The following is a 23,830-nucleotide window of genomic DNA, read 5'->3' as shown; positions in this document are numbered from 1 at the left end:
CGTGGGATCACTGCAGGCCAGCGGGCCGGAATTCGTCAAGGCGCACGGCACCGAGAACGATTTCGTCGTATTGCCCGATCTCGACGTCGCACTCGATCTGAGCCCCGTCGCGGTCGCGACACTCTGCGATCGCCGGGCCGGCCTGGGCGCGGACGGACTGCTGCGGGTGGCGCGGGCGGGTGCACTGGTCGCCGCCGGGGTGCTCGATGAACTGCCCGCGGCGGTCGCCGCCGACGACTGGTTCATGGACTACCGCAACGGCGACGGTTCGATCGCCGAGATGTGCGGCAACGGCGTGCGCGTATTCGCCCACTACCTCGTGGCCTCCGGGCTGGTCTCCGCCAGCGAGTTCACAGTGGGTACGCGCGCCGGTGCCCGCCCGGTGCACGTGTGGCATGCCGACGGTCACACCGCCGACGTCACCGTCGAGATGGGCCCGGTCCGACTCACCGGGGAATCGAAGGCCGATGTTGCAGGGCGCACCGTGGCCGGGGTCGTCGTCGATGTCGGCAACCCGCATCTGGCCTGCGTCGTGGAGGGGCTGGACAAACCCGCCCTCGACGCGTTGGTGCTGCCCGACGTCGTGGCCGTCGATTCCGACGTCTTCCCGGCCGGGGCCAACGTGGAGATCCTCACTCCGGTCCACGAGGGTGCGGTCGACATGCGCGTCGTCGAACGGGGGGTCGGGGAGACGCGCAGCTGCGGAACCGGCATCGTCGCCGCAGCCGCAGCGGCCCTGCGCGGTGCCGACGGGGCCGCACCACGCGCCGGTGCGCTGACCGTGCGGGTGCCCGGCGGTGTGGTCGATGTGGAGTTCAGCGACGGTTCGGCAACGCTGCGCGGCCCGTCTCGGCTGGTCGCGACGGGCAGACTCACCGCCGGATGGACCACCTCCTGAGCTGGATGCGCGACCACGGTGTGCCCGTCACGTGTGAGCGGCGGGCACAAATCGGATGCGTCCGACGTTGAGACAGTGAGACGATGGGATGGCCGTCGGCGACTCGCTGGCGGCCCGAATGCTCCACTGACACCGAAGCTCCACTGACACCGAACAAGGATTACGTGACCAGTACGACGCAACCGACAACCGGCGAACTCCAACTCGACGAGCGCAGCTCACTGCAGCGTGTTGCAGGGCTGTCCACCGAACTCTCCGACGTCACCGAGGTCGAATACCGCCAGCTGCGACTCGAGCGGGTCGTGCTGGTAGGGGTGTGGACCGAGGGAAGCGCCCGGCAGGCCAATGCGAGCATGACCGAACTGGCCGCACTCGCCGAGACCGCCGGGTCGGTCGTGTTGGAGGCCGTCATCCAGCGGCGTGACCGACCGGATCCGGCGACCTACATCGGATCGGGCAAGGCCGTCGAATTGCGTGAGATCGTCCTCGCGACCGGTGCCGACACCGTCATCGCCGACGGCGAGCTGACCCCCGCCCAGCTGAACGCGCTGGAGAAAGTGGTCAAGGTCAAGGTGATCGACCGGACCGCGCTCATCCTCGACATCTTCGCCCAGCACGCGACCTCGCGTGAGGGCAAGGCACAGGTGTCGCTGGCGCAGATGGAATACATGCTCCCGCGACTGCGCGGCTGGGGTGAGTCGATGTCGCGTCAGGCCGGCGGTCGAGCCGGCAGCAATGGCGGTGTGGGTCTGCGCGGACCCGGTGAGACCAAGATCGAGACCGACCGTCGGCGTATCCGTGAGCGGATGGCCAAGTTGCGCAGAGAGATCCGCGAGATGAAGACCGCGCGTACGGTCAAACGCCATCATCGCCGCGAGGTCGGCGTGCCGGCGATCACGATCGTCGGATACACCAACGCCGGAAAATCGAGCCTCATCAACGCGATGACCGGAGCCGGTGTCCTCGTGCAGAATGCACTGTTCGCCACGCTGGACCCGACGACTCGTCGTGCCACCCTCGACGACGGCCGCGAGGTGGTGTTCACCGACACGGTCGGATTCGTCCGCCACCTTCCCACCCAGCTCGTCGAGGCATTCCGATCGACACTCGAGGAGGTGGTCGACGCGGAGTTGCTGCTGCACGTGGTCGATGCATCCGACGAGTTCCCGATCGGGCAGATCAACGCGGTCCGGCGGGTGATCGACGATGTGGTCTCCGAGGAGAACGCCACGATGCCACCGGAGATCCTGGTCTTCAACAAGATCGACGCCGCCGACCCGCTGACGTTGGCTGGGCTGCGCAGTGAGTTCGGGGATGCGGTGTTCGTCTCCGCGCACACCGGTGCGGGCCTGCCGGAACTGTTCGATCGTGTGCGTGCGGTGATCGGCCGAGACGACGTGGAAGTCAAAGTCCGCGTTCCGTTCTCACGCGGAGATCTCGTGTCGCGGCTGCACGCCGAGGGCGAGGTGCTGCACACCGAACACGACTCCGAGGGCACGTTGCTGACGGTTCGCGTCCCGTCGGCGGTCGCAGGACAACTGGCCGACCTCACACTGTGAGGCCGGCCAGGTCCGCGGATGACGCTCAGGCGTCGAGATCGGTGGCGACCATGTCGGCGATCTTGTCCAGTGTGGCCTGATCGTCGGAGCTGACCACCACTTTCATCCCCTTCTCGGCGCCCAGGGTCATGATCATCAGCGCCGACCCGGCATCGACGGGGTCCCCGCCCTGCAGCGCCAGGGTCACCGGCACGCCCGAGTCGGCGACCGCCTCGGCGATCAGGGTGGCCGGACGTGCATGCAGTCCGACTGCGGATCCGACGACGACGGTCGTGCTGCTCATGGTGACTCCCTCTCCTGGAATGTATGCGGTGTCGACGATAGTGTGCGCGGCTCGCGCGGTCACATGAGCGGTGCTCATGCGGTCACCGCGGTGTTCGCCACGGCTGCAGTCGTTGGTGTGGCGTCCGCCGACCTGCGTGTGCGCTGACGGATCTCCTTGAGTACCACCACGATCGCCGCGGCGATGACTGTTCCGGCCGCGAGCGCCACCAGGAACCACACCCAGTTGTTCATGGCGAAGAACACGAAGATGCCGCCATGGGGTGCCCGCAGCTGCACATCGAGCAGCATGATGAGCCCGCCGCTGACCGCTCCGCCGGCCATCATCGACGGGATCACGCGCAGCGGGTCGGCCGCGGCGAACGGGATGGCTCCTTCGGAGATGAAGCAGGCGCCCAACAGCCATGCGGCCTTACCGCTCTCGCGTTCGGCCTCGTTGAACAGGCCGGGGCGTACGGCGGTCGCCAGTGCCATGGCCAGGGGCGGCACCATCCCGGCGCACATGACCGCAGCCATGATGCGCAGGTCCGCGGCGCTGCCGGTGGCGATGCCCTGTACCGCGAAGGCGTAGGCGGCCTTGTTGACCGGCCCGCCGAGATCGAAGCACATCATCAGGCCCAGGATCACGCCGAGGAGGATGCGTGAGGTGCCGTCGAGGCTGCCCAGCCAGTTGGTCAGCTCGGTGGTGATCCACGCCAGCGGGCGGCCGAGGAACAGGAACATGATCGCGCCGGTGATCAGCGTGGCCAGGAACGGGATGATCACCACCGGCATCAGACCCTTGGCCCACTTGGGCAGCGGGATCTTGCTCACGTACAGGGTGACCACACCGGCGAGCAGACCGCCGACCAGTCCGCCGATGAAGCCGGCGCCGATGACCACCGCGACATAGCCCGCGGTGAATCCTGGTGCGAGACCGGGTCGTCCGGCAATCGCGTAGGCGATGTAGCCGGCCAGTGCGGGCACGAGGAAGAAGAACGCCAGCTTGCCGAGGTAGAACGACACGCCGCCGAGATACTGCAGGACACCGCCAGAGGGGAGGTGCCACAGGCTGTTGTGCAGCGCGACCGTGTACCCCAGCGGATCGGTGGCGCCCTCAGGCGTGAGACCCAGCTTGTATCCGCCGAGCAGGAAGCCCAGTGCGATGAGCAGACCGCCGGCCGCGACGAACGGGATCATGTAGCTCACACCGGTCAGCAGCGCCGCCTTGAGCTGTGTACCCAGACCCTGACCGCCTGCGCCGGACGTCTCTGTCGCCGCGGCGTCCCCGGCGACGCGTGTGGCGTTCGGATCTCCTGCGGCGGCGATGGCGTCGGCGACCATCGCATCGGAATTGTTGATGGCACGGTTGGTGGTCCCGGACACGAGGGGCTTTCCCGCGAACCGTTCCCGGTCGCGCACACCGACATCGACGGCGAAGATCACCGCGTCGGCAGCATCGATCCGCGACTGCGGCAACGGTGTGTCGTTACCCGATCCCTGGGTCTCCACCGCGATGTCCACCCCGGCACGTTCGCCGGCCATCGTCAGCGAATCCGCTGCCATGTAGGTGTGTGCGATGCCGGTGGGGCAGGCGGTCACGGCGACCAGTCGCGGCCGGTGTGCGGCATCTCCGGAACCGGTGGGCTGGGCTGTTGCGGGGTCGGCGACCTCATCGGCCGTGGCGTCGGTGGCGTCGGTCTGTGTCGTGGTCGGGGCGGGGGCGGTCAGTGTTGCCGTGCCACCGCCGTGCTGGGCGGCGGCGGAGGCCCCCGCCGTCGCAGCGCCGGAAGCCGGGCGGGCCGAGACCACATCGTCGACCAGCGCCACGATGTCGGCGGCCGAGTCGGCCGCACGCAGGGCCGCCACGAAGTCCGGTCGCACGAGGGCACGCGCCAGCGAACTGAGCAGACGCATGTGATCGCTGGCACCGTGTTCGGGTGCGGCGATGAGGAACACCAGATCGGCCGGACCGTCGGGTGCCCCGAAGTCCACCGCCGGGGCCAGCCGCGCGAAGGCCAGGCTGGCCGTGCGGACCTCGGCGACCCTGCAGTGCGGGATCGCCAGTCCGCCGGGAAGCCCCGTGGGGGACTGTTCCTCGCGGGACAGCGCGGCTGCGACGACACCCTCGGTGCCGCTCACCCGGCCGGCCTCCGCGAGCAGGTTGGCGAGACGGGAGATCACAGCCGCCTTGTCCGGGCCCGCATCGACGTCGAGTGCCACCAGGTCGGTGGTGATGATGCTTTCTGTCATGGTCTGACTTTCGTTGTGCCGACCCGTGCGTGGATCGGATTTTCTCTCTGGGGACGTGACATCGCCGTGATCGCTGGTCGCGACGGGAACCGTGCCGGCGGGGAGCCGGCGACGATGACGATGTCGGTTTCTGGGAATCGCGGGCACCGTTGAGCGCGGTCAGGCGGCTCCAGAGGTCAGTGTGGTGATCGTCACCTCGGACGGGTTCACCATCGTGGGCTGGGGTGGCTGGGTTCCCGGGAGTGCGGCGGCCGCGGCCCCGTAGGAGATCGCCAGGGCCAGCCGCTGCTCGGGGGGCAGTCCGTGGGTGTCGGCCAACAGGTAGCCGGCCAGCGATGAATCGCCGGCACCGACGGTGCTACGGGGCTCGATCGGCGGGGGCGTCCCGAACCAGGCGCCCTCGTCGGTGACGAGCAGGGCTCCGGCAGCCCCGAGCGTCGCGAGGACCGCGGCGCCGGAACGTTCGTGCAGCGTCGCGGCCGCGTCGAGGGCGGGGGTGAGGTCGCCGGCGGCGGCGCGGGTCTCGAGGTCGTCGGCATCGACCGCCGATGGTGCGTTCACGAGCTGGGCGAGCTCATGGCCGTTCGGCTTGAGCAGATGCGGGGCGGCCGTGTCGAACGAGGCGGCGAGCGCACACAGCGGAGCGTCGGAGGTGTCGACGGCGATACGGCAGCCCAGTCCGCGTAACCCGACGATGAGCTGGACGTACCAGTCCTCAGGCACCCCCGGCGGCAGCGACCCGCACAACGCCACCCAGTCCGCCCCGGACGCGCGCGAGACGATGAGCTCGGTGAACTGCGCCCGGGTGGTGTCGGTCCACGCGGTGCCGGGCAGATTGATCTTGGTGGTGGTCCCGTCGCCTTCGGTCACGGTCAGGTTGGTGCGGACCTCGGTGGGGACCGGGACGCAGGCGTGCGGCAGACCGTCGGCGATCAGCTCGGTCACCAGTGGGTCGTCGGCCGCGGCGGGGAACAGCGCGCACACGTCGTCGCCGGCTGCGGCCACCGCACGTGCGACGTTGATGCCCTTGCCGCCGGGTTCGCGCCGGGAGCCGGATGCACGCAGCACCGCCCCACGGGTCAGCGTCGCCGCCAGGGCGATCGTGCGATCGATGCTCGGATTCGCGGTCACCGTGACGATCATGCGATCACCACCTCGACTCCCTTGTCGGTCAGTTCATGTGAGAACTCGGTGGTGATGCCGTCGTCGGTGACGAGGACATCGATGTCGTCGAGGGAGCCGAAACTCACCACGTCGTCGCGTTCGAGTTTGCTCGAATCGCAGAGCACCACCACACGATTGGCGGCGGCGATCATCGCGGCTTTCACCGCGGCCTCGTCGGGGTCGGGCGTGGCGAGGCCCTGCCCGACGCTCAATGCGTTGGTTCCCACGAATGCGACGTCCACCCGCAGGCGGGCCAGCGCGCTGACGGCACTCACGCCGACGGCCGCCTGGGTCAGTCCGCGCACACGTCCACCGAGAATGTGCAGATCGAGGGTGTGGCCGCCTCGACCGGCGGTCATCGTCATCGCGAGCACGCCGGCGACGGCCACCGAGTTGGTGAACACCGACAGGGTGCGGTCGCGGGGTAGTGACCGGGCCGCCTCGATCGTGGTGGTCCCGGCGTCGATGAGCAGGGTGCCGCCATCGTGCGGGGCGAACCGGGCGGCCGCGGCACCGATCGCACGCTTGTCCGCGGGGTTGGTCTCGGCGCGGACGTCGACCCCCGACTCGGCGATCCGGATCGCTCGCATCGGGACGGCGCCACCGTGTACGCGACGCAGGTGCCCGGATCGCTCGAGGACGTCGAGATCCCGGCGCACCGTCTCGCCGGTCACCGCGAAGCGTTCGGCGAGTTCGTTGACAGCCGCCCGCCCGTGTTCGGTGATCAGGTCGGCGATCGCGCGTTGCCGTTCCTCTGCGTACACAGTCCCTCTTCTCTGCTCGTGGTTCGACCGTTGCTCGGGCGGTGTGGAAAATTGTGGGTTTCAATCTGTGTATGGTTGGTTTTACACTTGAGTCTGTTGGCAAGTCAAGCAATAATTGTGCGGCCGATCACAGGAGGATCTGAAAGTGAACAGTGAAGTCACTGACAACCCCGCCCGCTCCGACCATCTGGCCGCTGTGGACACGGAGAAGCCGCTCAGGTCAGCGGGTGCGCCCTCGGCAGGCATGACCACCGAGCTCGCCGGTACCCCGGTGGTCCCCGGTGTGGCCTACGGCCCGGTGCTGTGGCCGGCATCGCGCCCGACTCTGCCCTCCGCCGACGCCGCGTCACTACCCGACGATCTCCGGGACGCCGAGTCGACCCGATTCGTCGAGGCTGCGGCCACTGTCGCCGACCGCCTGCGTGGGCGGGCGTCGGCGAGCTCCGGTGCGGCCGCGGAGGTGCTGACAGCGACCGCGGCACTGGCCCAGGATCGTGGCTGGATCGGTGCGGCAACGGCGTTGATCGCATCCGGCACGCCGGCGCCGGTGGCGACGGTGGCAGCGACCGAGAAGTTCACGACGCTGTTCACGCAGCTGGGTGGGCTGATGGCGGAGCGAGTGACCGACCTGCTCGACGTCCGTGACCGCGTGCTCGCCGAACTCGACGGTCTGCCCGAACCGGGAGTGCCGACACCCGAGGTGCCCTCGATCCTGTGTGCCGACGACCTCGCCCCGGCCGATACCGCGGGGCTCGATCCGTCGCGGGTGATCGCACTGGTCACACGTCTGGGGGGACCGACGAGCCACACCGCGATCATCGCGCGTCAGCTCGGCATCCCCTGCGTGGTGGCGGTCCCGCGTCTCCACGAGATCCCTTCGGCGACACTGGTGCTCGTCGACGGCGGTCGTGGGGTGATCGACATCGCGCCCGACCCTGATGACGCCCGTGGGGAGGTGGCGCGGGCGGCAGAGCGCGCGGAGGCCATCTCGCGGTGGCAGGGTCCGGGCCATACGGCCGATGGGCATCCGGTGGCGGTCCTGGCCAACGTGGCCGACGGCGTCTCCGCACACGCCGCGGCCTCGGCGCCGGTGGAGGGTGTGGGATTGTTCCGCACCGAGCTGGCCTTTCTCGACCGCACGTCGGCTCCGACGGTCGCCGAACAGACCGCGCTCTATCGAGACGTCCTTGACGCATTCGACGGTCAGAAGGTGGTGATCCGCACGCTCGACGCGGGATCTGACAAACCACTTGCCTTCGCGCCCGGAGACACTGAGGCCAATCCGGCCCTCGGAGTGCGCGGAATCCGCATGGCCACACCGTATCCGGAGTTGCTCGACGATCAGCTCGACGCGATCGCCGCGGCAGCGGCCGCCACCGACACCACACCGTGGGTGATGGCGCCGATGATCGCGACCGCCGCCGAGGCGCGCACCTTCGCAGCGGCGGTGCGGAGTCGGGGACTGATCCCGGGCGTGATGATCGAAGTACCCGCCGCGGCACTGCTCGCCGAGGCTGTGATGGCCGAAGTGGATTTCGTGTCGTTGGGCACGAACGACCTCACCCAGTACACGATGGCCGCCGATCGGATGTCACCGGCGCTCGCAGCGCTGACCGACCCGTGGCAGCCAGCGGTGCTCTCGCTCATCGCGACGGTGGGCTCAGCGGGTACGCGCACCGGCACTCCGGTGGGGGTGTGCGGTGAGGCCGCTGCCGACCCGTTGCTGGCGCCGGTGTTGGTGGGACTCGGCGTCACGTCGCTGTCATGCGCGCCCGCGGCTGCGGCCGCGGTCGGGTCGGCGCTGTCGACACTGACCCTGCAGACCTGCCGCGACGCGGCACGCGCCGCGTGTGCCACGTCGGACCCGGCCGCCGCCCGTGCCGCGGCCGAGGCGGTGATCCATCCGCACTGACGGCGGATAATTCAGACGCGGCGGATAAATCAGACGCGGCGGATGGATCAGACGCGGCGCATGACGGTGACGACCTTGCCGAGAATGGCGGCGTCATCACCGGGGATCGGCTCGAAGAGAGGGTTGTGCGGCATCAGCCAGACGTGACCCTTGGAGCGGTGGAAGGTCTTCACGGTGGCCTCGCCGTCGATCATGGCGGCGACGATGTCGCCGTTGTCGGCCACGTTCTGCTGCCGCACCACCACCCAGTCGCCGTCGCAGATCGCCGCGTCGATCATCGACTCGCCGACCACTTTCAGCAGGAACAGCGAGCCCTCGCCGACCAGTTCACGGGGGAGCGGGAAGACGTCTTCGACGGCCTGTTCGGCCAGGATCGGGCCCCCGGCCGCGATACGGCCCAGGACGGGCACGAAGGTCGGTGTGGGCAGCTCACCCGCGGCGACCAGCGCTGCTGAATCCTGCTGAGGCGACTCCCCGGCCACGTTCACCGCGCGGGGACGATTGTGGTCGCGCTTGAGGAATCCCTTGCGCTCCAGGGTGCGCAGTTGATGTGCCACCGACGACGTCGATTGCAATCCCACCGCATCGCCGATCTCGCGGATGCTCGGCGGGTACCCCCGGTCGCGCACCGAATCGCGGATGACGTCGAGTACCGCCCGCTGTCTGGGGGTCAGACTCGCTTCCGCGGAATCGTCGGTGGTGGACTGGTCGGCCATGTGTGCCTCCTCGGTGCGGTTGCCGCAGATGCCGGTGCGGCGTGGATCCGGTGACGCTGGTTCTTTTGTGACGCGGGTTCTCGGGTGACGCTGGGTGTTCTGGTGACGCTGGTTCTCGGGTGACGCGGTCGATGACGAGATAGCGGGTGTTCGGCGGGACGCTCGACGTCGGGCCGGTGTGCGGCCGGCCACGTTGTCCGGGGCGCGCCGAACACTCCGACGACGCCGTCAGCGTATCAAACACCTGTTCGAGAGTGTGTCGAATGCGCGTTCTCTGCGTGTCGGCCGAAGTTCGGGGTTGCGTCTTTGTCGGAGCCGGGTGATAGTAATCGAACGTACATTCCATCGAACGCCTGAGCGACCCTGTCGGGGTCTCGTGTTCGAAGGGTGGACACCGACGCCACAGACATCCTCCCCGGTGGGGCCAGGATGCGACTCCGGAGGAAGAATCCCATGACACGTGCACTTCTCGATCCGGCCCCCGCGATGGATCCTGTTCTCAGTGAGCTGTTCGCGCCCGCACGGTCCGCATCGTCGGCCGGCAGTGTTCGAACGCGCACCGCGGCCGCACCGACTGTTCCCGAACGCCGTCGGACCCCGGGCTCGCGGACGCGCCCGACCGATCGTCGCGCCCACGTCGCGACGCGTTCGGCCACCGTATGTGACGGGATGGCGGGTTCAGACGCCCTACGGACCCGCGCCGCGTCCTCGCTGCGGCCGGGCACTCGATGGGGGTCGAGGAGTTGGTGGGCCGGCATTGGAGCCGGTGTGCTGCTCGCGGTGCTGGTGGCCGTCTTCGCCGTCGTCGGCAGTGCACTCGAGCAGTCGCATGAGCCGCCGGCGCAGGTCGGCACGGCGGTGGTGTCGGCCGCGGCCGGCGAATCGCTGCACGATCTCGCCGCGCGGACGGCACCGGCCGAGCGTGTGTCCGACTCGGTCGCGGTCATCCGTCGTCTCAACCATCTTGACGGTGTGCAGGTGGCCCCGGCGTCGGTGGCGCTGCTCGTTCCCGTCTACCACGGCTGACACGTCGGTGACGGGTGTGCGAGGGCGCAGGTCGGTGTCGGCTGTGGCGGTATTGTCGGAGGTACTGGGTGGCGCCGATACGGCGCACCGTGCTCCTGCCGGTGACGAGCGGGGGTGCCCACGCAACCGGCACAAGGACACACCGATGCACTGCCCCTTCTGTAAACACGAGGACACGCGGGTCGTCGACTCGCGCGTCGCCGACGAGGGGCAGGCGATCCGCCGGCGTCGCTCGTGCCCGGAGTGCGGCCGCCGCTTCACGACGGTGGAAAGTGCCGTCCTTGCGGTGGTCAAACGCAACGGTGTCAGCGAGCCGTTCAGTCGCGAGAAGGTCATGCGGGGTGTGCGGCGGGCGTGCCAGGGGCGCGACGTCGACGAGGATCGTCTGCAAAAGCTCGCCGCCCAGGTGGAGGACACTGTCCGCGGTTCCGGTTCGGCGGAGGTCCCCAGTAATGAAGTGGGCCTGGCGATCCTCGGGCCGCTGCGCGAACTCGACGAGGTGGCTTATCTGCGCTTTGCGTCGGTGTACCGCTCGTTCGAATCGGTCGACGACTTCCAGCGCGAGATCGACGATCTGCGCACTCGGCCTGCTCAGGACGCCACGGACGGTCGTACGTCCACCGGGGTCGATGCGTCAGCTGCTGACAAGGCCGAAAGTGTCGACGCCGAACGTGCCGACGCGGCAGCAGATTCTGAGGAAGTCAGCGTACCGCGCTGATTGCGCGCAGCACCCGCTTCTCCGATACCGGATAGGCGGTGCCGAGCCGTTGTGCGAACAGACCCACGCGCAATTCCTCCACCATCCACCCGATCTCGTCATTCGCGTGGTCACGTCGGTCGGCGGGCAGCGCGTTCACATGGTCGTTCCACCGTGCGGTCACCCGATCGATCACCGCCATCGACGACGCATCCCGGGTCGCCGATCCGGGAAGCTGATCGAGGCGTTCGATGATTCCGTCGAGGTAGCGGGGCAGCGCGCGCATGTGTGCGTACGGGGTGGATGAGACGAAACCGTCGAAGACGAGATTGTCGAGCTGCTCGGCCACGTCGTCGCGAATCGGTGCCGGGGTGACACGGAGTCGTTCCCGCACCGGCCCGACGCGCGCCAGCGCCTCGGTGACGGTGTCGAGGACGGTGATCGCCAGCGACGAGGCGTGTGGTCGCACCGATTCGACGAGTCGGGCGAAGGCGGCCGCGGTGCGAACGCCGGTGACATCGGCGGGCACGGTCGCCGCCACGGCGCAGCGGGTGCAGTCGCGCAGCAACGCATCGGTGGATGTGTACGGGCTCATGCTCAGGGCCAGTCGGGCGGTGGTCGGCAGTGCGGAGATCGCGGCCCGACCCGGCGGTGGTACCGCCGCACAGACGAGGGCGATGATCGCCTCGCGGGTCCCCTCGTCGCGGCGTCGGCGGTCGGGATAATTGTGCCGCGCGACGGCGTCGCCGGTGCGCGCTAATCCCGGATAGCTGGTGACCTGTTGTCCGGCTACGGTTTCGGTGGTGGAGTCGGCGAGCGTCCCGAGGCCGTCCGTAGTCCAGGTGGTGTACGCGCGCCCACCGACCGTTCGGCTGATCGCCGGTGTCGTCGCGTCCGGTGTCGAGATCAGATCGGCGAGGGAGTCAGCGGATGCGATCACCGCACCGGTCTTGTCGACCAGAGCGAAATGCATCTGCAAGTGGGTCGGCAGACGGGTGGGATCGAAGTCCTCGGGGCGGATGGCGGTGCCCACGAGCGCGGTGATCTCACGCGCGAGGCCGGCCAGCAGCGGTTCGCGGCGCGGCGTGAGTCGTGCCAGCACCGTGTCGGCGATGTCGGGCGCGGGCACCACGTGGCGACGAAGTTGTTTGGGGAGTGTGCGGATCAGCGCGACCACCAGCTCGTGGCGAAACCCCGGTACCAGCCAGTCGAAGCCGGAGTTGCGCACGCGCGGCGCGAGCGGTGCGGGGATCCGCACGGTCACCCCGTCGTCGACGGTGCCCGGTTCGAAACGGTAGTGCAGATCGAAGCGAAGGTCGCCCTGCTGCCAGGCGGTCGGGAAATCGTTGGGGGACAGCCCGCTTCCTGCGACGGCTGCGGGACTCAGATCCAGCAGCGTCGGATCGCTCGAGCGCGCCTTCTTCCACCAGTTGTCGAAATGTCGTGTGGAGACCACATCTGCGGGGATCCGGCGATCGTAGAAGTCGTACAGGGCGTCGGCGTCGATGACGATGTCGCGCCGGCGGGCGCGGTCCTCCATCTCGCCGGCGTCGTCGAGCAGTGCGCGATTGTGCTCGAAAAACGCGTGGTGCGTGCGCCATTCGCCGTCGACCAGTGCGTGCCTGATGAACAGTTCGCGGGACTGCTCGGGGTCGATGCGGCCGAAGTTGACCGGCCGCCGGGTCACCAGCGGCACTCCGAACAGCGTGACCCGCTCGTAGGCCACCGCCGATCCGCGTTTGGCAGACCAGTGCGGTTCGGAGTAGGTGCGTTTGACCAGGTTCGGCGCGAGTTGCTCGGCCCATTCGGGTTCGATCGCCGCGGCGGTGCGGGCCCAGAGACGCGAGGTCTCCACCACCTCGCCGGCCATCACGAAGCGTGGCGGCTTCTTGGCCAGCGACGAGCCGGGGAAGATCGCGAAGTGGGTACCGCGGGCTCCCAGGAACTCGCGGGTGTCGCCTTCGCGCACGCCGATCTGGCTGAGCAATCCTGACAGGATCGCGCGGTGGATCCCCGCGGCGTCGAGTTTCTCGTAGACGGGTCGGGGTTCGATCGGCTCCTGTGCGGATGGCTCCGGCGACGAGCCCGCACCACCGCGCGGCTGCCCCGGGTGCGTCTGCGATCGGCGCGATCGCTGATCCCGGCGGGACGGCACCGCGGTGGGGCTCCAGCCCAGTTCGACCACGATCTCGGTCAGCTGGCGGTGCAGGTCGCGCCATTCGCGGATACGCAACCAGTGCAGGAACTCTCGTTCACATCGCCGACGGAACGCTGACCCGGACAGTCCGGTGCGCATCCGTTCGAGGTAGTCCCACAGGACGAGATAGGTCAGGAACTCCGACCCCGGCGCCACGAAGCGCCGGTGTGCGGTGTCGGCGGCCTCGCGATGGTCGGCGGGGCGTTCGCGGACGTCGGGCAGTGACATCGCAGCGGCGATCACGAGCATCTCGTCGAGGCATCCGTTGGCCCGCGACTCGATCAGCATGCGGCCCAGCCGAGGGTCGACCGGGATCTGGGCGAGTTCGCGTCCGACCGCACTGAGGGTTCGGGTGTCGGCATTCGGGTCTTCCCAGGCCCCCAACTCGGTCAGCAGCGCCACACCGTCGCGCACCGACCGGTGCTCGGGGGGTTGGAGGAAAGGAAACTCCTCGATGTCACCGAGGTGCAGCGCGGTCATCGACAGGATCACCGCGGCGAGATTGGTGCGCAGGATCTCGGGATCGGTGAACGCGGGCCGGGCTTCGAAGTCCCGCTCGGAGTACAGCCGGATGCAGATGCCCTCGGCCACGCGCCCGCAGCGGCCGGCTCGCTGGCGTGCGCTGGCCTGGGAGATGGGCTCGATGGGCAGGCGCTGCACCTTCGTGCGGGTGGAGTACCGGGAGATGCGTGCGGTGCCGGTGTCGATCACGTAGCGGATGCCCGGCACGGTCAGCGAGGTCTCGGCGAGGTTCGTCGACAACACGATGCGCCGACCGTCCGAGGGGGTGAAGATCTTGTGCTGCTCGGCCGCCGACAGTCGTGCGAACAGCGGGACCACCTGCGCACCCTTGGTCACTCGGTGGCGCAGCGCGTCCGCTGTCTCGCGGATGTCACGCTCGGTGGGCAGGAACACGAGAATGTCGCCGCGCGCATGCGACCACAACTCGTCGATCGCCGCGTCGATCCCGGCGATCTGGTCCAGGTCGGCGTGGTCGTCGCTGCCCGTGTCGTCGCTGCCCGTGTCGTCGATATCGCTGTCGGTGCCGTCGGCGGCCCGGCCGTCGTCGATGTCGTCGGCCGACAGCGGGCGGTAGCGGACCTCCACCGGATAGGTGCGTCCGGACACGGTGAGCACCGGCACGGTGTCGTCGTCGGTGGAGAAGTGCTCGGCGAATCGCTGGGGGTCGATCGTCGCCGAGGTGATGATGACCTTGAGATCCGGCCGCCGGGGAAGCAGCCGTTTGAGATAGCCCAGGATGTAGTCGATGTTGAGGCTGCGCTCATGCGCTTCGTCGATGATGAGGGTGTCATAGGCGCGCAGCATCGAGTCGCGTCCGAGTTCGCGCAGCAGTATGCCGTCGGTCATCACCTTGACCAGCGTGTTCTCGCCGACGCGGTCGGTGAACCGCACCGAGAAGCCCACCGCGTCGCCGACCTCGGTGCCGGTCTCGTCGGCGATTCGCTCGGCCACCGAGCGCGCCGCGATACGCCTGGGCTGGGTGTGCCCGATCATCCCGCGGACACCGCGTCCGGCCTGCAGACAGATCTTGGGTAGCTGGGTGGTCTTACCGGAGCCCGTCTCGCCGGCGACGACGATCACCTGGTGTTCTGCGAATGCGGCCGCGATCTCGTCGCGGGCGGCAGACACCGGCAGATCGTCGGGGAAGGAGATCACCGGGACGTTCGCGCGGCGTGCTGCGATCCGCGAGCGCGCCCGGTCGAGGTCGCGGTCGAAACGCTGCGCGTCGGCGTCGCTGCGCACCCGGCGCCGGGAGAGGCGATGCTCGTCGACGAGGGTGAGTTCGGACAGGTCGGCCTTCGGGCGGTCGGTGTGCGGCGGTGTGCGGCGCGGCGACGCCTGGGAACGAGAGGCCATGATGGTTTCCAGGGTATGGGGCGGCAGACGACCGTGCGACGTGCGGTTGGCATGATGGCTCCCATGACCTCACCGCAGCTGCCCGACTATCCGCTCTGGCACGGCTTCGCCGACATGGGCGCCGTGAGCGCGTCGCCGTTCGTGGTCGCCCGTGGCGAGGGTGCCTACGTCTTCGACGCCGAGGGCACCCGCTACCTCGACTCGACGGCGGGCCTGTGGTTCACCAACGTCGGGCACGGCCGCACCGAGATCGCCGACGCGGTCGCCCGGCAGCTGTCGACGCTGGCGCATTGTTCGGGATTCGGTGATCTCACCTCCGACGTGACGCTCGCGCTGGCCGAGCGACTCACCGCTATCGCACCTGTCCCGGGGAGCAAGATCTTCTTCACCTCCGGTGGCAGCGACTCGATCGACTCGGCGGCGAAACTGGCGCGTCGGTACTGGCATGAGATGGGGCGCCCGGACAAGAAGATCATCGTCGGCCGCACCAAGGCCTATCACGGCATGCACGTGGCCGGCACCGCGCTGTCGGGGCTGCCGCCCAACCGCGAGGGCTACGGCGAGCTGATGGCCGATGCGGCCACGGTCGACTGGGATGACGCCAAGAGCCTGCTGGGTCTCATCGAGCGGGTGGGCGCCGACAACATCGCCGCATTCTTCTGCGAGCCGATCATCGGCGCCGGCGGCATCTACCTCCCGCCGGAGGGGTATCTGGCCGAGGTGCGTCAGATCTGCCGCGACAATGACGTGTTGTTCGTGGCCGACGAGGTCGTCACCGGCTTCGGCCGTATCGGCGGCGGCGAGTGGTTCGCCTCGACGCGCTTTGACCTGCAGCCGGACATGATGACCACCGCCAAGGGGCTCACCAGCGGCTACGTCCCGATGGGTGCGCTGTTCGTGGCACCGACCGTCGCCGAACCGTTCTTCTCCGGCGGTGTGTGGTGGCGGCACGGCTACACCTACGGTGGGCATGCCGGTGCGGCGGCCGCCGCGATGGCCAACCTCGATATCGTCGAGCGGGAGAACCTTCTCGACGAAGCTGCACGGGTCGAACGTGATCTAGCGACCTACTTCTCGCCGCTCATCGAGCATCCGGCGGTCCACGAGATCCGCACCGGGCTCGGCGCGGTCACCGCAGTACAGCTCGCCGACGCGCCGGCGGCGATGGCCGCGGTGGGTGCACTGCGCAAGCAGGGAGTGTCCGGCCGTGCGGCCGGCGCCGGCGCGCTGCAGATCTCACCCTCGTTCGTGATGACCACCGAACAGATCGAGGAGATGGCCGCAGCCATCGGCCGGGCGCTGGACTAGTCCGCCGCGGGTTCGGCCCGCCGGCGACTCCCGGTGTGTCACACCAGATCCGGAGGATTCGTCACAGATGTGGGGACGCAGGTCTGGCCGCTCGCGGCCGACACAGAATTCGCGGCCAACCGAGAATTCGGGGCCGACCCAGAATCGGCCGATCCAGAAGCGGTACCGACTGCGCGGCGAGGACATCGTCGCCGGACTCGCCCCGAACGTCGCCTGCTATGTGTCCGACCGGATCACCGTCGACGGCGCACCGGTGGGATACATGTCCCGAGACGTCGACGGCTGGTCATTTCTCGCCGGTGATGAAACGCAGGACTACGTCGACGACCCCGGCAACACCAGCCTCGTCTCGTGCAACACCGTCGCCAACTATGACCGCGCGATACTGCCCTATCTGGCTGCCCCGGTGGGTACCGGCTGGATTCGTCACGGGTCGGGGTTCCTACCCCTGTCCGACGAGCCGCCCGCGGACCCCGCATGCGTCCCGGTGTCGGGTGACCTCCGGTTTGCCGACGGCTGGGTCATCACCACCGAGAACATCACCTTCATCCGCCGGGAAGATGACACCGTGCAGTTGTGGTCACCGGGGCTGAGTCTGTGGCTCATGGCAGTCGGATCGGTCGCCCCCGCCGGTGTGGACCAGCGCTGCGATGCCCTCATGGCACAGAGCTCACCCGACCGCTATGACGAAAAGCGTTGGCGTGACGGAGGTCTCGAATACGTCTCGTATCGGCTGCACGAGGCGGATTCCGACGCGCGTTGTCCGGCGCTGCATGCGATCGTCGTCGGCCGATCAGGCCACGTCCGTGTCGCGGCGTACATCGACGCCGAGGCCGACATGGCTCGTGCGCTCGATCTGGTCGCAGGAATCCGGCTGCTGGCCTGAGATCACGTGGCTTGAGATCACCTGGCCGGGAGCACCACAACGAGTGAGGCCCCGCCGGTGACCGGCGGGGCCTCACTCGTGATCTGTGATCGTGCGGTTGCGGACTAGACGCTCACGCCACCGAGGATCTCGGCATTGGTGATCGCCTGCGCCACACCCTGCAGTGTCGCTGCGACCTTGACGGCCTCCCACACCTGCTCCTTGGTGAGGCCGGCATCGCGGACCACCTTGGCATGGGCAGCGGTGCAGTCGTGGCAACCGTTGATGGTCGACACGGCCAGGCTCCACAGCTCGAAGTCGGTCTTGTCGACGCCGGGATTGCCGATGATGTTCATCCGCAGACCCATACGCACCTGGGCGTAGTCGTCACCGAGGAAGCTCTTGGCGCGGTAGGCGACGTTGTTCATCCCCATGATCGACGAGGCGCCCAGAGCAGCGTTGTAGGCGTCGGCCGACAGGGTGTCGGCGGCTTCCTCGCTGACCTCTTTGAGCACGGTCGCGTTGCGGGTGGCCGCCGCCGAAGCCAGGAGCGTGCCCCACAGCTGCTGCTCGTTGAGCTCGGTGGAACGGGCGAGAGAGCCGAGGTTGAGCTTGAGATCCTTGGCGTACTCGGGGATCGCGTTCTTCAGGTTGTCGATGCTCATGTCGATCAGACCGCCGAGGTGAGGAGCTCGCCGGCGTCGATCGTCGGGTCACCCTTGCGCCAGTTGCAGGCACACAGCTCATCGGACTGCAGTGCGTCGAGGACACGCAGGACCTCGTCGACGTTGCGGCCCACCGAACCCGCGGTGACGGAGACGAACTGGATCTCGTTGTTCGGGTCGACGATGAACGTCGCACGATCGGCGACACCGTCGGCGTTGAGCACACCGGTGGCCGCCACGAGCTCACGCTTGAGGTCCGAGAGCATCGGGAAGGGGAGGGTCTTGAGATCCTCGTGCTGTGCGCGCCACTGGAAGTGGACGAACTCGTTGTCCACCGAGGCACCGAGCACCTGGGCGTCGCGGTCGGCGAATTCGTCGTTCAGCTTGCCGAAGGCGGCGATCTCGGTCGGGCACACGAACGTGAAGTCCTTGGGCCAGAAGAAGATGATCCGCCACTTGCCGGGGTGGTCGTCGCTGGTGACGGTGGTGAAGTAGTCGTCAGGCTGCTGTGCATCGACCTTCGAGAGATCACCGCCGATCACCGCGGTCAGGGAGTACGAGGGGAACTGGTCGCCGATGGTCAACAGGGCCATGAATGCTCCTTCGTGAGTTTCTTGGCCTCGCCCCGTACCGAACAGGTGTGAGCCGTGTCGAGGTTGGGGTGAGTGGGCACCGGTCTGGTGCCGTGCACTGTCGATCTTGCCGGATTCGGATCGAAAACGAAACGTGATGATTGGCACTATATTGATAGCCATGTCCAATCAGTCTTATCAACCGTCGATCGTCGGCCTGCGCGCCTTCGTGGCCATCGCGCAGAAGCGCCATTTCGGCTCGGCTGCTTCGGCTTTGGGTGTCTCGCAGCCCTCGCTGTCGCAGGCGCTCGCCGCCCTCGAAGAGGGACTGCACGTACGCCTCGTCGAACGGTCCACGCGACGGGTGATGCTCACCGCCGACGGTGAGCAGCTCCTCCCGCGGGCGGCCGCCGCAGTGGGCGCGTTCGACGAGTTCACCACAGCCGCTGCGGGTTTGGGTGATCCACTGTCGTCAGTGCTACGGGTGGGGCTCATCCCCACCGTTGCGCCGTATGTGCTCCCGGTGGTGTTGAGCGGGCTGGCCGAGACGTTGCCGGATCTGGGTCTGCGTGTCGTGGAGGACCAAACCGCACGATTGGTCTCGGCACTCGCCGACGGGTCACTCGACGTGGCGATCCTCGCACTTCCGGTGGAGGGGGGCGGTCTGGTCGAGATCCCCATGTACGACGAGGATTTCGTTCTCGCGCTACCCGGCGACCACCCGCTGGCCGACTCGACGAGCGTGTCACCGGAAGTACTGCGCGATCTTCCGCTGCTCCTGCTCGACGAGGGGCACTGTCTGCGCGATCAGGCGCTGGAGGTGTGTCGCCTCGCCGGTGTGCGACCCGATCTCGGCCACACCCGAGCGGCGTCGCTGGCCACGGCTGTGCACTGTGTCGAGGGCGGACTGGGTGTCACGTTGATTCCCGAGACCGCCGTCGGCGCCGAGACCGGACGCGGTCGGCTGGCGACCGCCACCTTCGCAGAACCGGTGCCCGGCAGGCGGATCGGGCTGGTGTATCGCGCCAGCAGTGGCCGCGACGACGCCTACGGAGTTCTCGCACGTACGCTCACCGGCCTGATCGGCGCTGCCCATCGGGTGACGCCGGTCGACCGGCCCGCACAGGTGCGACTCGAAGCGCTCGACGAGGTCGGTGGGCTGTCGTCGACGCGCGCGGTCAGCCGGCGATGATCGCGACGTCGCGCAGTTCCGGCTCGGCGTCGGGGGTGGTGGGTGCGTCGGCGCGAGCGGTGATCGCCCATCCGTGGTCGCCGGCCGGGTCGTCGATGGTCTGACGCAGGTGCCACTCGTCGCCGGACTCGTCGACACCGAACAACGCCGGACCGCGCGCGTCCGGCCCCGCGCCCACCGAGTCGTATTCGGCGAAGTACTCGTCGAACTCGTCCTCCCAGTCCACGTCGGGATACCGAGCGCGCAACTGTGTGTAATCCTCGCGGGCCAGCAACACCACGATCTGGAACATCTTGGTGCGCAACGCACGTCGCCACCCGCGCACGTCGGGTCCGGCGAACCGTGGCTGCTGCGCGGGGGCATCGGGCTCGCCGGGATGGATGAGTGCATCCCACTCGTCGATGAGCGACGAGTCGACCCCGCGGATCAGCTGACCGAGCCAGGCGGTGATCTCGTCGATCTCGTCATCGCGCACCGATGACGGCAGCCCCTGACGGAGTACCCGGTACACGTCGGTCAGATAACGCAGCACCACGCCCTCGCTGCGCGCCAGGGAGAAGCGCGCGATGAGATCGTTGAAGTCCATACCCTCCTCGATCATCATGCGCAGCACAGACTTCGGGCTCGGTGGTGATGAGACCCACGGGTGGGCGCTGCGGTAGATCGTGAAGCCGGCATCGATCAGATCGGCCAGCGGCATCGGCCACGTGATCTCGGCCAGTTCGGCCATCCGTTCCTCGTACTCGACGCCGTCGGCCTTCATCTCCGCCATCGCCGCATCGCGCGCCGCACTACGTTGCGCCATGAGCACCGGTCGTGGGTCGTCGACGGTCGCCTCGATCACCGAGATGACGTCGAGCGCGTGATCGGGTGCGTCGGCGTCGAGGAGTTCGAAGGCGGCCAGCGCGAATTCCGAGAGCGGGCGGGTCAGGGCGATGTCGTCGGGCAGGTCGGCGGTGAGCTCGACGTTCTTGCCGTCCCAGCGTGGATCAGAACTCGGTGCCGACGGGTCGCGGCGCACCACGATTCCGGCGTCGAGCAGGCCGCGATAGAGCTCGACGGTGTGCAGGATGTGCCGCCGTTGGCGCTCGCGCGGTTCGTGGTTGTCCTCGAGGAGATGGCGCATGGCGGCGAAACAGTCGCCGGGGCGGGCGATCACGTCCATGATCATCGCGGTGCTCACCCGGAAGTGCGATCGCAGCGGTTCCGGTGGTGCGGCGATCAGCTTCTCGAAGGTGCCCTCACCCCAGGAGACGAACCCCTCGGGCGCCTTCTTCTTGGTGATCTTCTTGCGGCGCTTGGGATCTGCGGCCACCTTCGCTTCGGCTCTGGCATTCTCCACGTCATGTTCGGGGGCCTGTGCCACCACGAATCCCTCGGTGTCGAATCCGGCGCGGCCTGCGCGGCCGGCGATCTGGTGAAACTCGCGGGCGCGCAGATGCCGTACCCGGTTGCCGTCGAACTTCGTCAACCCGGTGAACAGCACCGTGCGGATGGGCACGTTCACGCCGACGCCAAGTGTGTCGGTTCCGGCGATGACGCGTAGAAGTCCTTGCTGGGCAAGACGTTCGACCAGTCGGCGGTAGCGGGGGAGCATCCCGGCGTGGTGTACGCCGATGCCGGCGCGTACCAGCTTCGACAGCGTCTTGCCGAATCCGGCACTGAACCGGAAGTCGCCGATGGCCTCGGCGATGGCGTCGCGTTCCTCCCGCGTGCAGATGTTGGCCGACAGCAATGCCTGGGCGCGCTCCACGGCGGCAGCCTGGGTGAAGTGCACCACGTAGACCGGGGCCTGCTTGTCGGCGATGAGGGTTTCGATGGTCTCGTGCACCGGGGTGCGTACGTAGTCGTAGCTCAGCGGGACCGGTCGCTGGGTGCCCGTGATCGCCGTCGTCGTGCGGCCCGTGCGTCGCGTGAGGTCGTCGACGAAGAAGTCGACGTCGCCGAGGGTCGCCGACATGAGCAGGAACTGCGCGTGGGGCAGCTCGATCAGCGGTACCTGCCAGGCCCACCCGCGGTCGGACTCGCCGTAGTAGTGGAACTCGTCCATCACCACCAGACCGACAGGGGCCGAATCACCTTCGCGCAGTGCGATGTTGGCGAGGATCTCAGCGGTGGCACAGATGATCGGCGCACCGGTGTTGACCGCCGCATCACCGGTGAGCATCCCGACGTTGTCGGCGCCGAACTGCTCGCACAGATCGAAGAACTTCTCACTGACCAGTGCCTTGATCGGTGCGGTGTAGAAGCTGCGCTCACCGCGCGAGAGGGCAGCGAAGATGGCTCCTGAGGCGACCAGTGACTTCCCCGACCCGGTGGGGGTGGACAGAATGACGTTGTCGCCGGAGACCAGCTCGATCAGCGCCTCTTCCTGGGCCGGGTACAACTCGATCCCGCGACCTGACCACCAGTCGGTGAAGCGGTCGAACACCGTGTCGGCGTCGGCGTCGACCGCCGCGACGAGTGGTTCGGCGGTCACTCCCCGGCGCGCGGTGCGTCGCCGGGCGAGTCGTCACCCCGCAGGTCGCCTCGATCGTTGCCGTCCGGCTCGTCGCCGGTCGAACCCTCATCGCCGAGATGACCGGCCAGGAACCGTTCGAGTTCGGCGCCGATCTCATCCCCGCTGGGCAACGGCTGGTCGGCGGCGAGCAGGGACTCCGATTCGGCGCGCGAATCGGTGTAGGCGTCGTACTGCTCCTCGAGTGCGCGGACCACGGATTCGACCTCCGCGTTGCCCTCGACCTCGGCGTCGATCTGCGCACGCACGTCGGTCGCGGCATTGTCCAGCGCGGCGGTCGGCAGTTCGAGGCCGGTCACATCGCCGAGCGTGCCGACCAGTTTCGACGATGCGGCCGGGTACTGCGCCTGAGCCAGATAGTGCGGCACATGCACCGACAGCCCGGCCGTGTCGTATCCGTGCTGGGCCAGACGCAGTTCCAGCAGCGTCGAGGCACTGCCCGGGATCTTCATCGCGTTGCCCCACCGTGGCAGATCACCGAGCAGATGCTGCGCCGAGCCGTGTGCGGTGATGGTGGACGGGCGGGTGTGGGGGACTGCCATCGGGATGGCATTGAGGCCGACCACCGAGGACACGCCCAGCCGATCGCAGAGACGGCGGATCGCGGCGACGAACTGCTCCCAGCGCAGATCGGGTTCGGCACCCGAGAGCAACAGGAACGGCCGACCCGCGTTGTCGCGGATGGCGTGCATCGTCAGTGACGGCATCTGGACGCCGGTGAACTCGGCTCCGGAGAACGTCATGGTCGGCCGCCGCGAGCGGTAGTCGATCAGCTCGTCACCGGAGAAGGTGGCCAGCAGTTCGGAGTCGAGGCTCTGACGCAGATGTTCGGCGGCGATGGCCACGGCCTGCCCCGCGTCGGCGAACCCCTCCAGCGCGTGGACCAGGACAGGCCCGGTGCCCTCGTCTGCGGTGACGACCGGCGCAGGGAATTCGAGCTCGTACAGCGAGGAATCCGATGCGCCGTGTTCGGGAATGGACTGGTCGTCCTGTGGATCCGGGTGCTGATCGTCGTTGCTGGTCCCGGAGACGTTCATGGTGTCCTCCTCATGGTTCTTCCATTCTCCCGCATGCCGGTGAAGGGCCGTGCGCACGGGTGGCGGCGCGCGGCGAGACGGCTCGGCCGCGCCGGTGATCGTCTCGTGCGGCACCGGCGACACGGGGGAGTGCTGTGGCGTCGGCGGGATCGCCGGGCATCGGCGGTAGGCGCCCGCGACGCTCACACTCGTCGTCAGAACAACCCCGCCGGCGCCGCGAGGATTCCCGGCAGGTGGCAGGCAGGTGGGATGGGGATCGGCAGGCAGTCAGTGCAGCGGTACCGGCGCTGCCGGTAGGGCGGTTCGCGCGCTACGTCGGCACCGGTGTGGCAACCTGAGAACGCTGGA

At 68.2% G+C, this 23,830-nt stretch carries 18 protein-coding genes; 8 read left to right on the top strand and 10 right to left on the bottom strand.

Annotated features, from left to right (window positions below):
- The first annotated feature begins 10 nt into the window (after positions 1-10).
- A complete protein-coding gene (gene dapF, locus IEW22_RS06305; RefSeq protein ID WP_188585850.1) occupies positions 11-898 on the top strand; it encodes a diaminopimelate epimerase in 888 nt (295 codons plus the stop codon).
- An 83-nt stretch (positions 899-981) separates the two neighbouring features.
- Entirely contained in the window at positions 982-2,457 is a 1,476-nt protein-coding gene (gene hflX / locus IEW22_RS06300) for a GTPase HflX (protein ID WP_188585749.1), read from the top strand.
- Positions 2,458-2,482: 25 nt separating this feature from the next.
- Here the strand turns inward: hflX and IEW22_RS06295 are convergent, their stop codons facing one another.
- From IEW22_RS06295 to IEW22_RS06280, 4 genes are all read right to left on the bottom strand, one after another.
- Positions 2,483-2,740 (bottom strand): HPr family phosphocarrier protein, encoded by a 258-nt coding sequence (locus tag IEW22_RS06295; RefSeq protein WP_188585748.1) that lies wholly within the window; start codon positions 2,738-2,740, stop codon positions 2,483-2,485.
- A gap of 74 nt (positions 2,741-2,814) precedes the next feature.
- Positions 2,815-4,971 carry a PTS fructose transporter subunit IIABC gene (locus tag IEW22_RS06290; RefSeq protein WP_188585747.1) on the bottom strand — a complete coding sequence of 719 codons (2,157 nt, stop codon included), beginning with the start codon at positions 4,969-4,971 and terminating at the stop codon, positions 2,815-2,817.
- Positions 4,972-5,130: 159 nt separating this feature from the next.
- Positions 5,131-6,114, bottom strand: a complete 984-nt coding sequence (locus IEW22_RS06285; RefSeq protein ID WP_188585746.1) for a 1-phosphofructokinase family hexose kinase — start codon at positions 6,112-6,114, stop codon at positions 5,131-5,133.
- Complete coding sequence (locus IEW22_RS06280; RefSeq protein WP_188585745.1) at positions 6,111-6,899, bottom strand: DeoR/GlpR family DNA-binding transcription regulator; 789 nt, start codon at positions 6,897-6,899, stop codon at positions 6,111-6,113. Before IEW22_RS06280 ends, IEW22_RS06285 begins: the two co-directional genes overlap by 4 nt.
- 244 nt (positions 6,900-7,143) lie before the next feature.
- Between IEW22_RS06280 and IEW22_RS06275 the strand changes: the two genes are divergently transcribed.
- Positions 7,144-8,811, top strand: a complete 1,668-nt coding sequence (locus IEW22_RS06275) for a phosphoenolpyruvate--protein phosphotransferase (protein WP_188585849.1) — start codon at positions 7,144-7,146, stop codon at positions 8,809-8,811.
- Between the two features lie 47 nt (positions 8,812-8,858).
- Here IEW22_RS06275 and lexA read toward each other — a convergent pair whose 3' ends face one another.
- Positions 8,859-9,527 (bottom strand): transcriptional repressor LexA, encoded by a 669-nt coding sequence (gene lexA / locus IEW22_RS06270; protein WP_188585744.1) that lies wholly within the window; start codon positions 9,525-9,527, stop codon positions 8,859-8,861.
- A 453-nt stretch (positions 9,528-9,980) separates the two neighbouring features.
- Between lexA and IEW22_RS06265 the strand changes: the two genes are divergently transcribed.
- Both IEW22_RS06265 and nrdR read left to right on the top strand, forming a co-directional pair.
- Complete coding sequence (locus tag IEW22_RS06265) at positions 9,981-10,553, top strand: hypothetical protein (RefSeq protein ID WP_188585743.1); 573 nt, start codon at positions 9,981-9,983, stop codon at positions 10,551-10,553.
- Between the two features lie 145 nt (positions 10,554-10,698).
- Positions 10,699-11,271, top strand: coding sequence for a transcriptional regulator NrdR (nrdR, locus tag IEW22_RS06260; protein ID WP_188585742.1), 573 nt, complete (start codon positions 10,699-10,701; stop codon positions 11,269-11,271).
- On the opposite strand, the gene hrpA is transcribed toward nrdR, so the two are convergent.
- Positions 11,255-15,325: an ATP-dependent RNA helicase HrpA gene (gene hrpA, locus IEW22_RS06255; protein ID WP_188585741.1), complete on the bottom strand. Its 4,071-nt coding sequence runs from the start codon at positions 15,323-15,325 to the stop codon at positions 11,255-11,257. The two genes, nrdR and hrpA, sit on opposite strands and share 17 nt — an antisense overlap.
- Positions 15,326-15,388: 63 nt before the next feature.
- Between hrpA and IEW22_RS06250 the strand changes: the two genes are divergently transcribed.
- Together IEW22_RS06250 and IEW22_RS06245 are read left to right on the top strand one after the other, a co-directional pair.
- Positions 15,389-16,633 carry an aminotransferase family protein gene (locus tag IEW22_RS06250; RefSeq protein WP_188585740.1) on the top strand — a complete coding sequence of 415 codons (1,245 nt, stop codon included), beginning with the start codon at positions 15,389-15,391 and terminating at the stop codon, positions 16,631-16,633.
- A 67-nt stretch (positions 16,634-16,700) separates the two neighbouring features.
- Complete coding sequence (locus IEW22_RS06245) at positions 16,701-17,519, top strand: DUF2185 domain-containing protein (RefSeq protein WP_188585739.1); 819 nt, start codon at positions 16,701-16,703, stop codon at positions 17,517-17,519.
- Positions 17,520-17,623: 104 nt separating this feature from the next.
- Here the strand turns inward: IEW22_RS06245 and IEW22_RS06240 are convergent, their stop codons facing one another.
- Entirely contained in the window at positions 17,624-18,163 is a 540-nt protein-coding gene (locus IEW22_RS06240) for a carboxymuconolactone decarboxylase family protein (RefSeq protein WP_188585738.1), read from the bottom strand.
- A 5-nt stretch (positions 18,164-18,168) separates the two neighbouring features.
- Positions 18,169-18,756, bottom strand: coding sequence for a peroxiredoxin (locus IEW22_RS06235; RefSeq protein WP_188585737.1), 588 nt, complete (start codon positions 18,754-18,756; stop codon positions 18,169-18,171).
- A 160-nt stretch (positions 18,757-18,916) separates the two neighbouring features.
- On the opposite strand from IEW22_RS06235, the gene IEW22_RS06230 reads away from it, so the two are divergent.
- Positions 18,917-19,927, top strand: coding sequence for a hydrogen peroxide-inducible genes activator (locus IEW22_RS06230; protein WP_188585736.1), 1,011 nt, complete (start codon positions 18,917-18,919; stop codon positions 19,925-19,927).
- Here IEW22_RS06230 and IEW22_RS06225 read toward each other — a convergent pair.
- Positions 19,914-22,406, bottom strand: coding sequence for a DEAD/DEAH box helicase (locus IEW22_RS06225; RefSeq protein WP_188585735.1), 2,493 nt, complete (start codon positions 22,404-22,406; stop codon positions 19,914-19,916). The genes IEW22_RS06230 and IEW22_RS06225 overlap by 14 nt on opposite strands.
- Complete coding sequence (locus IEW22_RS06220) at positions 22,403-23,482, bottom strand: proteasome assembly chaperone family protein (RefSeq protein ID WP_188585734.1); 1,080 nt, start codon at positions 23,480-23,482, stop codon at positions 22,403-22,405. Before IEW22_RS06220 ends, IEW22_RS06225 begins: the two co-directional genes overlap by 4 nt.
- Positions 23,483-23,830 lie beyond the last annotated feature (348 nt).

Origin of the sequence: Gordonia jinhuaensis (assembly GCF_014639795.1) — a bacterium.
Lineage (GTDB): Bacteria > Actinomycetota > Actinomycetes > Mycobacteriales > Mycobacteriaceae > Gordonia_B > Gordonia_B jinhuaensis.
Note: the sequence above shows the minus strand (reverse complement) of the source record. Positions and strands in the feature narration are given on the sequence as shown.

Excerpts from the sequence above, each read along its gene's own strand:
- hflX (WP_188585749.1), top strand. The coding sequence starts at position 982 with ATGGGATGGCCGTCGGCGACTCGCTGGCGGCCCGAATGCTCCACTGAC.
- IEW22_RS06295 (WP_188585748.1), bottom strand. The coding sequence starts at position 2,740 with ATGAGCAGCACGACCGTCGTCGTCGGATCCGCAGTCGGACTGCATGCA.
- IEW22_RS06290 (WP_188585747.1), bottom strand. The coding sequence starts at position 4,971 with ATGACAGAAAGCATCATCACCACCGACCTGGTGGCACTCGACGTCGAT.
- IEW22_RS06285 (WP_188585746.1), bottom strand. The coding sequence starts at position 6,114 with ATGATCGTCACGGTGACCGCGAATCCGAGCATCGATCGCACGATCGCC.
- IEW22_RS06275 (WP_188585849.1), top strand. The coding sequence starts at position 7,144 with ATGACCACCGAGCTCGCCGGTACCCCGGTGGTCCCCGGTGTGGCCTAC.
- lexA (WP_188585744.1), bottom strand. The coding sequence starts at position 9,527 with ATGGCCGACCAGTCCACCACCGACGATTCCGCGGAAGCGAGTCTGACC.
- IEW22_RS06265 (WP_188585743.1), top strand. The coding sequence starts at position 9,981 with ATGACACGTGCACTTCTCGATCCGGCCCCCGCGATGGATCCTGTTCTC.
- nrdR (WP_188585742.1), top strand. The coding sequence starts at position 10,699 with ATGCACTGCCCCTTCTGTAAACACGAGGACACGCGGGTCGTCGACTCG.
- hrpA (WP_188585741.1), bottom strand. The coding sequence starts at position 15,325 with ATGGCCTCTCGTTCCCAGGCGTCGCCGCGCCGCACACCGCCGCACACC.
- IEW22_RS06250 (WP_188585740.1), top strand. The coding sequence starts at position 15,389 with ATGACCTCACCGCAGCTGCCCGACTATCCGCTCTGGCACGGCTTCGCC.
- IEW22_RS06245 (WP_188585739.1), top strand. The coding sequence starts at position 16,701 with ATGTGGGGACGCAGGTCTGGCCGCTCGCGGCCGACACAGAATTCGCGG.
- IEW22_RS06240 (WP_188585738.1), bottom strand. The coding sequence starts at position 18,163 with ATGAGCATCGACAACCTGAAGAACGCGATCCCCGAGTACGCCAAGGAT.
- IEW22_RS06235 (WP_188585737.1), bottom strand. The coding sequence starts at position 18,756 with ATGGCCCTGTTGACCATCGGCGACCAGTTCCCCTCGTACTCCCTGACC.
- IEW22_RS06230 (WP_188585736.1), top strand. The coding sequence starts at position 18,917 with ATGTCCAATCAGTCTTATCAACCGTCGATCGTCGGCCTGCGCGCCTTC.
- IEW22_RS06220 (WP_188585734.1), bottom strand. The coding sequence starts at position 23,482 with ATGAACGTCTCCGGGACCAGCAACGACGATCAGCACCCGGATCCACAG.